At 65.0% G+C, this 10,258-nt stretch carries 4 protein-coding genes; all 4 read right to left on the bottom strand.

Annotation, left to right across the window (positions count from 1 at the left end):
• Nucleotides 1-188: 188 nt before the first annotated feature.
• Entirely contained in the window at nt 189-1,925 is a 1,737-nt protein-coding gene (locus Q0R23_RS13870) for a hypothetical protein (RefSeq protein WP_293913916.1), read from the bottom strand.
• Nucleotides 1,926-2,351 (bottom strand): hypothetical protein, encoded by a 426-nt coding sequence (locus Q0R23_RS13865; protein WP_293913914.1) that lies wholly within the window; start codon nt 2,349-2,351, stop codon nt 1,926-1,928.
• Entirely contained in the window at nt 2,348-4,213 is a 1,866-nt protein-coding gene (locus tag Q0R23_RS13860; protein ID WP_293913912.1) for a hypothetical protein, read from the bottom strand. Before Q0R23_RS13860 ends, Q0R23_RS13865 begins: the two co-directional genes overlap by 4 nt.
• On the bottom strand, nt 4,210-10,258 hold a 6,049-nt coding region (locus Q0R23_RS13855), incomplete at its 5' end, for a hypothetical protein (protein ID WP_293913911.1). The genes Q0R23_RS13860 and Q0R23_RS13855, both read right to left, overlap by 4 nt.

The raw sequence follows: 10,258 nt of genomic DNA, 5'->3' as shown, positions 1-10,258 counted from the left end.
CCAACCGGTAGCGGGTTGGCCTGGCCGACGGGCACAGCTTGATCAGGATTAGGGCCAGGCGTGGCGATCACGACGGCGGAGCGGCCCCACAGGGCGGTGAGAGAGCGGGTCAGGGCAGTGATCAGGGTCATAGGGCTCCAGGGGCCGCACAGGGCCAGGGTGAGGAGGGTGGGGTATATCACTTTGGATCACGCACCTAACCGGACAATCGACAATGTTGTTAAATCTTTAGTTGATTCACCGGCTACGGAGGCCGCAGAGCCTAAATATGCGTAAAACTCAATGACATCACCGGGTATCAGTCGCAAAACACCAGATCCGGTGGCCGCATAGGCGCCGCCACCGATGTTAATTTCGGTAATTTTGATAGCCTCTTGGCCATTTTTGCGTATGGCAACATTTATATAATGATTGCCGGACAGGTTAGTAAACACGGCGCCCGCCGAGATGTTGTACACACCTGGAAGAATTACTGTAAATACGCTGGCGGCCATTGCCCCATTGGCTGCATCCGATACGCCCGCCAGATCAATTCGCGTCCAAACGCTGCCAGGTATGTTCTGAATGCTCCGTGCCACGCAGCGTCCCAGCAGCGCAGAGCCCGCGCCCGCAGGATCGGCCCAGATGGCGTCTCCAGCCGTAGCACTGTTTTTGGTCAGCAACTGCCCAGTTGTGCCCCCTGCTGGTAATCCTGCTGAGCCGATCGTCAGTTTGCCCTGAGCGTCGTCGTACGCCAGCGTGACGCCGTTGCCCTGCACCAGCATCCCCGCCACCGCGTCTTGCACCGCTTCCAGGTCCAGGCCACCTCCTGAGCCGCCGCCGGTTGCGGAGATGGTGATGATGCCGGTCTGAGCGTCGGTAGTCAGGGTGACGTTGGTGCCTGGGGCGAGGAGACCGGCCAGGGCGGCTTTGATGTCGGCAGCGCCGTGGATGTGCGCAGACGGGGGGAACGTGGCAGGTTTGCCGGTGATGTCGCCCCAGGCGAGCACGCTGCCTGGCGCTGTCGAGCTGATGCTCAGGGTGTTTCCGGCGTCGTCGTAGGTCAGGGCGATGCCCGTGCCCTGCACCAGCATGGCGGCCACCAGATCCTGCACCGCTTCGGGATCAAGGTTACTGCCGCTCCCGGCTTTGCCGTCACCTGGCCTGAACTTCTGGACTGCCGCGTCCCACACCAGCGTCTGCCCGTCGCTGATGCCGCTGATCGCCACGTCGCCCAGAGCCCGGACTCTCAGCTTGTTGCCCGGCGCGTACCAGCTAAACCCGTTCGGCTGCGTTTCGTCAGCCACCAGAATGTATCCGACCTGACCGGGTGTCGGCTTCGGAACCCCGCCCGCCCCGTTGAGCCCTGGCAACCCAGCGGCACCAGGTGCCCCTGGCCCGCCCCTGATATTTCCAGCCGCCACCCACGCCCCGGCCGAGCGCATCGACACGTCCCAGGTCAACGTGCTGACGTAGCTGTCGCCATCGAGTCCCAGCCCCGCCGCTGGTGGCCCCTCGCCGTGCAGCAGCGCCGCCCCGCGTGGTCCGACTGGGCCGACGCCGGGCAGCACGTTGACCTGGGTAGGACTCGCTGGCGGCGCACCGCTCGCGCTGCCGGGCAGGGTGAAGTCCCAGTAGCCAGCTGGCTCGGTGTTACCACTGACGTAGCGTTCCAGCACCCTGGCCAGCGGTGGCAGGCCGGGCCGGATCAGGGTGTAGGTTACCGAGACTCTAGGCGGCATCTGCCCGGCCAGTGCCCCGATCAGGATGGCGGTCCCGCCGCCCGGCTGTGCGGTCCATTCCTGCCCCGGCAGCTTGCTGAAGAGCATCACCGGAGGCGGCACCCGGCCCTGTTCGTCGCGGTAGTCGCTGAGGAACGTCACGGTGAGCCGGACCGTGGCGGCCTCTGCTCCGGCAATGTTGCCGATCAAACGAAAATCTGCCATCTATCCCGTCACCTCCAGTCCTGTGAGTGGGTGAATCCATTTGCGGTTTTTAGCAACGACGACGACCCGCAGGACGCCGACCTTGCTTTTGGCTCCGTCCGTCCCCAGTTCGATATCGCTGCCGTCGAGCAACCGGAGCGACGCTCTGGACGCCCGCTGAAGCCAGCGCATCCGCTGAACCCAGGAGCGGATCAACCCGGCCTGGGCATGCAGGTCGTCCTCGTTTTTTCCGTACAGCTTGCCCTCCAGCATCAACACATCGGCCTTGCGCCGGTAGTCGTCGGTTCGCACCTGCCCGTCGTTCATCGGGAACCCGTGGACGTTGGGCTGCAGGGGTGCGAGCCAGTACGCCGGTTTCAGCGTTTGAATCAGCGGGAAGGCGTAGCCGTCGTCATCGATGGCGAAATACCGCTCAGCACAGCTCACGCGCCGTCCCGGTACGGCAGGATGCCGATGGCGCAACTGCTGGAGATGTCGGAGGCGTTCAGGGTGAACCGGACGCTGGCCACCGACAGACGGCGGACACCCACGGCCTCGTCGTAGGCGTCGGGCACCACTGCCGGAGTCAGTAGGGCGCCGTCGATGCTCCCCTCCGCGTTCGGCCCGGCGGTGGTCGGCAGGAACAACGCGGCGGGTGCTGGCGGCGGAACCAGGAGCTTGACCCCGAACTGGCCCGGATAGCTCCAGCGGATGACGGTGGCCCTGGACCGAAACGGATTGTTACCCGACATCGGCTCACTGCCCCCGGCTTCAAGTGAAGCCACGCGCCACCAGGCCGCGATATAGAAGTACCATTTTCCGTCCCAGGCCCGGCTAGGCGGCTCCTGATCATCTGGCGGCTCCTCCGGGTCAAACCCCTCGCGCCACTGTTTGTCCATCAGTTCTGCGAGTTTCGGACCACGCGGCCCGCGAAAGTTACCGTCGGGAATTGTCAAATTGCCTTGCTGAAACGGGGTGTTTCTGACCGTGTCATCTAGTTTGACAATCGGCATATCGCTTACTTCAATCGTGTCAGGGCTTAAAAACGAATGAATCAAACTGGAGGCATCTGGATCGGTATTGTCTGGATTGACGCCAACGGCAGCCGTGTCCCAGCTTTTTTTACTGACCCACATGGTGGTGCCGGTGATCAGCGAGGCGGGCGGGTGCCCGCTGTCTACCGTGAAGCTGTCCAGCACGAACCCCAGACTCAGCTTGGCACTCAGCGGCTCGTAGTCGCTCTCCTGCTGCCCGCCCTGGAAGCGGGCCACCCGGATGGCCGTCTCGGCGTCCAGCATCTTGCCACGCTCGATCTCGGTGAGTGCATTGTCTGGTCCGAGGGTGTCGTGGGCGATGGCGTAGGCCCCCTGGGCCGTGCCCAGTTCGTCTTTGAGCGCAGTGACGAGCTGGTTGTCCTGGCCCGGCAGCGAGCTGCCCTCGTACCAGGCTTCCAGATCGTAGACGCGCACGTAGGCGTATTGCTCGGCGGTGATGCTGCGCTTGAGCATCTGGGTGGTCCCCACGTCCGTGCCGGTGACGGCGTCGTCGGCGACCAGGCCGATGGTCAGTTCCTCCTCGTGGACCAGGGGTGGCCCGGACGGCTGCACGACTTCCACGAACGTCACGGACCCGGCATCTATCGCCTTGCGCGGCGTCAGGGGTGGGCGGGCGATGCCGCTGTACTGGCCTTTACGCCAGCCTGGCCCACCGTCCCAGCGTGATTCTGTGGCGTAGGGCAGGGTCACCAGGCCGGTGCCCTTCCAACCATAGAAGCGGTTCTGGCTGACCTCCACGAACTGACCGTCTTCCGGGCGAGCCAGGATCACCGTCCCGTCGGCATGGGTGCCGAGCATGGCGGTGGGTGAGCGCTTGAGGATGCGGCTGATCACGGTTTCGTTGGTTTCGTTCCATTCACCCACGTCGGCGCCGAGGGTGTTTCGTCCGGTCAACAGGCTGCCGTTGAAGTAGCCGCCGATGTTGAGTTCCTCCATCGGGCGCAGCTCCAGACTGTATTCCTCCCGCCCGTCCTCTCTGGCTGGCGGCACGAAGCCGGTGCCGACCTCCACCCAGCCGTGCGCCGCGCTGAGCAAAAACAATTCGAGCGTGAACCGGTAGCCGGGGAAAACCGGGTGGCGGGGCCGCTTGAGCGCCGCGCTACCGCTGGTCAGGCAGCCTACCCCGTCGAGCTCGATGTCAATCTGGGCAAACGGGCCAGGATCGGTGTGGTCATAGGTCTCCGATCCGATCTGGACGCGCCAGCCGAGGATGTCCTCCCTGGGCAGCCACAGGCCTTGTAGTGGTGGTCTCATGACGGTCCTCCGGTGTACTTGCGGGTAAAGCCGCTGCCAGTTTGTAAAGCCGCAGTGTGGGCGTTCATGGCGCCGATATGGGCCGCGCTGGCGGTGGCCCACAGGTTGACGCCCTGGACGAAGCGGTCGGTAGCGGCGCTCTGAAGCGCGGCGGTCGTGCCCAGCGAAGCCGCCGAGAGCCCGAACGCCTGTACGCCGCTGACGAACGCGGGAACGGCCTGATTTTGCGTGAGCAGGGGGGGCGCGGTGGGTCTGATCGGTGCGGGTTGAAGATCCGATCCCACCGGGGCGGCTGTTGCCGCTGGATTTGGGGCACCCTGTCCTGGAACGGGACGTGGCGACCCTGCCGGGGGACTGCCCAGCAGCGCCGCCGTGTGCGCCGCCAGGGCCGTGATATGAGCCAGCATGGCGTCCCGGAAACTGGGGATGTCTTTTTGGATGATGTCGCCCAGCAGCGCCAGCGCATCGAGGCTGATCTTGACTTCCGGCGTGGAGATGTTGCCCACCACCTCGATCTTGTTCTGGGCGGGGTCGGTGCTCCCGATGCCAAGCCCCTTCTTGATGCGGGCCAGCCCGTCATAGACCGGCTTCATGCGGGCTTCGAGGACCGGGATCTGCTTCAGCAGGTTGCCGATGGCCGCGTTGTCGTCTTCTGTGCCGGGCGTGGCGAAGGCGTTCGTCAGGGCCGTGATGTACGGCTGGATCAGGGCAGTCAGCCCGGCGCTTTCGATGGCCGCTGTGACCACCGCGTCGAAGAGAGCCTCGCGGAGACTGGTTTTCAGTTGAGTGCGGAAGAGGCCAAAATTCCCTGCCTTGAGGGCGGACAGCAAGCCGTCCTTTACGCTGCTGAGGATACTGTTCTGCAGTGTCTCGCCGATGGCGCGGTACTTCTCGGCGAGCTTGACCAGCATCTCGCTGCGGGCGTCCAGTTCAAGCTGGGCATAGCGCTTCTCGACGGCCAGGCGCTTCTCGGCGTTGTCGCCTGCCGCCGCCAGGGCGTCCGCCTTGCCGCGCTCCAGGTAGTCGTGCGTCAGGGCGTAGCGGCGCCGGGCGTACTCGTCCTCGGTGATCTGATTTTTCGAGAGTTGATCGTCGAGGGTGTCCAGCCGGGCAGTGGTCTGCTGGAGGTCATATTTGCGGTTGATTTCCCTGATGAGCTCGGCGTTGCCTTTCGCTCCGAGAAGTTCGGCGGTGCGCTCGCGCTCGATGCGGCCCTGGGTGATCTGGAGTTTTTGCTGCTCGTAATCGGCCTTGCTGATCAGACCCTGGCGGTAATCGACATCGAGCTGGGTCTGGTCGTTGGTGCCCGTCGCGTCAGCACTGGCCTTGTCGTTAGCCTTTTTATTGGGGTCGCGGCGGTCGATATTGACGAGCCCGAACGTGATGGCCTTGATAAATCCGGCGATGGCGTCGTAGAGGGCCGTGAAGAGTTGCGCGACGACGGTGAGCACGGGGGCGATCAGTTCGAGCACCGGGGCGATCAGCGAACCCAGCAGTATTCCGATCTGCTGGAACGGCTCCTGGAGCGCCTTGATCGGTTCTTCCAGCACCGCAAACATGCCAGCCAGCACCTCACCGACCGGGTTGATCTTCTCCAGAATGGCCGAGAAGATTGACAGCGGACTGGTGAGTGCCCCGAACCCCTTGGCAATGCTGGCGACAGTGCCCTGAAGTTGTTCCGCGCCCCCGGCCTGCCCGGCCTTGAAGTCCAGGCGTAGGCCCTCGGACGTAGTGCCGCTGCGGGCTTTCTGGAGCTGGGTGTACTTGTCAATCAGGAGCTGAATCCCTGCCGCCTGGTCGGCGTGCTCACCCTTGAGTTTGCGAAGCGCCTCGATCTCCGACTCGTAGGCTGGCGCAACGATGCCCAGCACAGCGTCGTAAGCCCGCCTGGCAGCGTTTAGGGCCGTGATGCCGTCCACGCTGGCCTTATTGGCGGCGTCTTGCCTGTCGGTCCCAGTGGTGATCTCGGCGGTCAGTGCCTTCTGACTCGACGCCAGCTTGCCGTTGACGGCGGCGAGTTCATCGGCAGTGACGGTGCCCGCCGCAAAGCCGATCTGGGCCAGTCGGGCACGCTCGGCGTAGTAGTCGCGCACCAACGCCAGCGCGGCCTGATAGGCCACCGAAGCGGCGCGTAGGGCTGCCGGGCGAGCCTCAGGGGGCAGCGTCTCGGTCTGAATATCGGCGAGTTCCTTCTTGCTCGCCGCCAGCGCCAACGCGCCTTCGCGCAGCTTGTCGTCTTCGCTCTGGGTAAAGGCCGCCGCCGCTTTGGTGCCCGCCGCCGCCGCATCCTGGGCGATCAGCGCCAGAAATCCCTGATAGAGCGTTCGGGTCGCTTCTAAACCGCCCTTCTGGGCCTGCTCGTCGGGCGTAAGGCTCGGCCCCTTCAGCAGCTCCAGCCTGGCGTTCAGTTCCTTGACGCCGGTGTCGTAGACCCCCTTCAGGCTGTCGAACTGGCCCACCGCCTTATCGCGGGCGTCGTTGGCGGTCTCTGGCTTGCCGACCCGGCCCAATTTAGAGGCGAGGTCAGAGGTCGCGGCCGCCACGTCAGGGGGTTTGATGATCAGGTCGGTGAACTGCTTGAGGTACGCCGCCCCCGCCGCTTTACCGGCATCAGCGGCGACCTGAGTCGCTGTGGCGAGCTGGCCTTTGAGCTGGGGAAGGAAGTCGAGCAGGTACTTGAGGTCACCCTGCTGCACGATGTCGAGTTTGGGGCCGGTCTGCAAGGCGCGGATGCCCTCAGTGACGGCCTTGATGTCGTCTTTGAGCTGACTTATTTTCGAGCCGTACTGACCTGCGGCCCTGTCGATGGTCGACTGCTGATCGTCTGGCCTGCCGATGGCGCCGAGGGAGGCGGTAAAGGTTTTCTGCTGAGCTGGCAGGCTGACGACTTGCCCGGTTTCGTTTCTGGGGATGAGTTCGGCGGCCTTCCTGCGGGCGTCGGCGTCGATGCCTGCCAGGTTCCCCAGCGCGTCCTGAATGAGTTTGACGGCAGTCTGACCGGCGACTCCTGCGGCCTGGAAAGTCTTCAGCCACCCGTTCAGGCTGGCCCTTGCGCTGTCGCGCTGCGCTCCGGTGAAGCTCGACAGGTTGCGGGTCAGAGACTCCACGCGGGTCTTGATCTCGGCCTCGTTCGCCTTGTCAAGCTGGGTGAGGGCGGCCCGCTCGATGTCCTGCTGGGCGTTGAGCTTGGCGGTGGTGCCGCCGGTGGTGATCGCGGTGAGCCGGGCCTGGTGATCGCGCTCAATCTCTTCAAGACGTAGCGCCGCAATTCCGGTCTTGTCTATCTGGGCAAACCGCTGGTTCTCAGCAGCCGTATCGGCCACCGACTGCGCGTTGACGGCGCGGTTGGACAGCGCGATGCGGGCGGTCTGCTCGCGGTCCAGCAGCTCGAATTTCGCCCGCTCGTTGTCGCCGAGATCGGAGAGTTCAATACTGAGGTCGCGCTCGAACTGGTCGCGCTTGCGGCCTGCCTCGGTGGTGGCGCGGGAGAGGAGAGCCGAGGCCAGCTCGGCGTCGAGAGCGATCAGCGCGTCGCTGACCGCCCGAACGGCGGCCACCTCGTCCTGACTGGACTGGGTCGCGAGGGCTTTGAGTTGAATATTGCGCTGGGTACGCCGCTGGATGATCAAGCCGTCGCGCTCGCCGATCAGGCGGGCTTCCTCGGCACTGCCTTTGTCCGCCGCCGTGATCAGGGGGGCGTAAGTGTCTTTGAGGCCCTGCACATCGGCACGGGCGCTTTCCTGGGCCTGCTGCTGCCGGGCCTGGAGCACCTGGCCACCGAGCTGCTGCTCGATGGCCAGCAGCGCCTGTGCGTTGCCGTTGGCAGCAGCCTTGCGGCGCTCGTACTCGTCGAGGATGCTCTTGCTCTCCGCGCTGCCGATGGCCCCCTTGCCTGCCGCGCGGCGGGCGTCCGAGGCCAGCAGCTCGGCGTTGGCCGCATTGGTCAGGGTGACGAGAGTACGGCCACTCGCCCGCAAGTTCTGGCCCTGCTCCTGGTCGCGCACGGCCCGGCGCTGGGCGATCAGGACCGCCCGCTGGCCTTCCAGTTCGGCGATTTTGACGCTATTGCCCTTCGCCAGCGCGACTTCCTTGTCGTAGGTGCTGCTGATCTGGGCAATCGCGGTTTCGGCGGAGACCTGTGCGACGTCCTGGCGAGCCCGGAGCACGTCGGCGCCGGACTGCCGCTCCAGGGCCAGCAGGAGCTGGGCTTCGCTCTGCTTGCCCTGGATGGCCGATTTCGAGTCGTCGTAGGCGCCGATGACCGCCTGGCCCTGCCCGGCTTTGTACTGGGCACGGCCCTCGGCCAGTACCTGATCGGCCTGGGTCTTGATCAGCACCTGGCGCCGGGCGATTTCCTGATCGATCAGCGCCAGGTTGCGCTGACGGCTGGGATCGTCGGCGAGGTTGCGTTGCTTGACCAGCAGGTCATCGTAGCCGAGGTCTTTGATGACGCTTTTCAGGTGACCGTATTCAGCAGCCGAGGCCGCCGCCGCCTTACCACTGACGGCCAGGGCACCCGATTGGGCCAGCAGCCCGGAAAACGTGACCTGTAGCGGAGCGGGCAGTTCCTTGATTTTGGCCTTGAGCCCTTCGAGCTGCTGGGTAAAGGCGGTAAAGCCGCTTTCACTGAGTTTCCCGGCATCGATCTTCGCGCCCACGTTGACGTTGAGATTACTCAGCTCGCGCTGGAGCGTGGCCTGGCGCACGACGTCGGCGCGGGCCTGCCTGAGCGCCGTGTCTCGGCGCTTGGCCTCAGCTTTCTCGAATTCCACCGTCTTGCGGCTGGCCTCGGCCTGGACGCCGCGCACCTGGGACTCTCCAGCGGCGATGATGGCGGTGGCCTGCTTGGGGAAGTCGGAGAGTTCCTTGGCCTTTTCTTTGGCCTGGCGGCGCAACTCAGCCACGTCGAAAGCCGCCTGGGCGCTGATCTTGGCTGAACCCTCCTGCATGGCCTGGATGCGGGCCTGAGTGGCGGCGCGTTCGGCATCGGCAGCGCTGGTATCGGCCTTGGCGGTGAATTCGCGGCGGACCTGGGTGGTTTCCTGGCCCTGGCGGGTGTCCAGCGCCTTGCGGAGCGGGGCGAGTTGCCTGGGGTCCTTAACGTCGGCGTAGAGCTGTTTGCGCAGGTCGAGGTAGCGCTGGCCGATCTCGTCGAGCTGGTTTTTGAATTCCGTGCCACCAAAGATCTTGACTGGCTTGCCGAGGGTCTCACGCAACGATTTGACGGTGCTCTCCTGAGCCTTGATCTGGTCGGTGGTGAGCCTGAGGCTGGTGCTGATGGTGGCCTGGGCGCTCCCGGCGACGGTGGCGCGGATGCCCTCCTCGCGGGTGAGGGTCGAGACGTTCCGGGTGGCGGCGTTCAGGTCGGTGCCCAGCTTTTTGAGCCTCACCTCGTCGCGGGGGCCGTAGATGCGCTCGCCCAGGGCAGTGACGCCAGTGACTGGTCCAGTCTCGGCCTCGGCGATCTGCTGGGTGACAATCAGCACCCTGGCCTTGGCGCGGCTGAGCTCGGTGTTCTGCGCGATCAGCTCCTGAATCTTCCTGCTGCCCGTGTTCTGGGTATTCAGATCGATCTTGTCGGCCTGATTGTAGATTTTTGCGGTCTCGGACTGGATCTTGTTGACGTAGATAGCCAGCGCGGCGGCGGCGCCCACGGCCAGGGTGAGTCCCCCGGCGATGCCGCCAACCGCGAGCGAGACGCTCCGGAGCACGCTGGCGATGCCAGCGAAGGCGCCGCTCAGGCCACCGAAGGCCAGGCCAGCGCTCGCGGCACTGGCCAGGCGGGCACCGAACGCGGCCAGACTGCTGCCCAGGGCCGTGACCACGCCGCGCAGACCACCCAGGAGGGCGATGCGGGCGCCCAGGGCGGTCCACGCGCTGCTGACGGCGGTGCCGATGAGCTGGGCCTTCAGGAAGATGAGCGCCGTCGCGAGGGCATACACGTAGCCCTTGATCTCGTCGAGCACCGGCCCGCCGTCACGGAGCGCACTAAAGAAGTCGCCGAGCTGCTTGATGCCGGGCGTGAGGGTGTTGTCGAGCAGGTCG

It is taken from the genome of Deinococcus sp. (assembly GCF_025362455.1).
In the GTDB taxonomy this organism is placed as follows: Bacteria; Deinococcota; Deinococci; order Deinococcales; family Deinococcaceae; genus Deinococcus.
The sequence above is the reverse complement of the archived record's forward strand: the minus strand, read 5'-3'. Positions and strand labels throughout refer to the sequence as shown.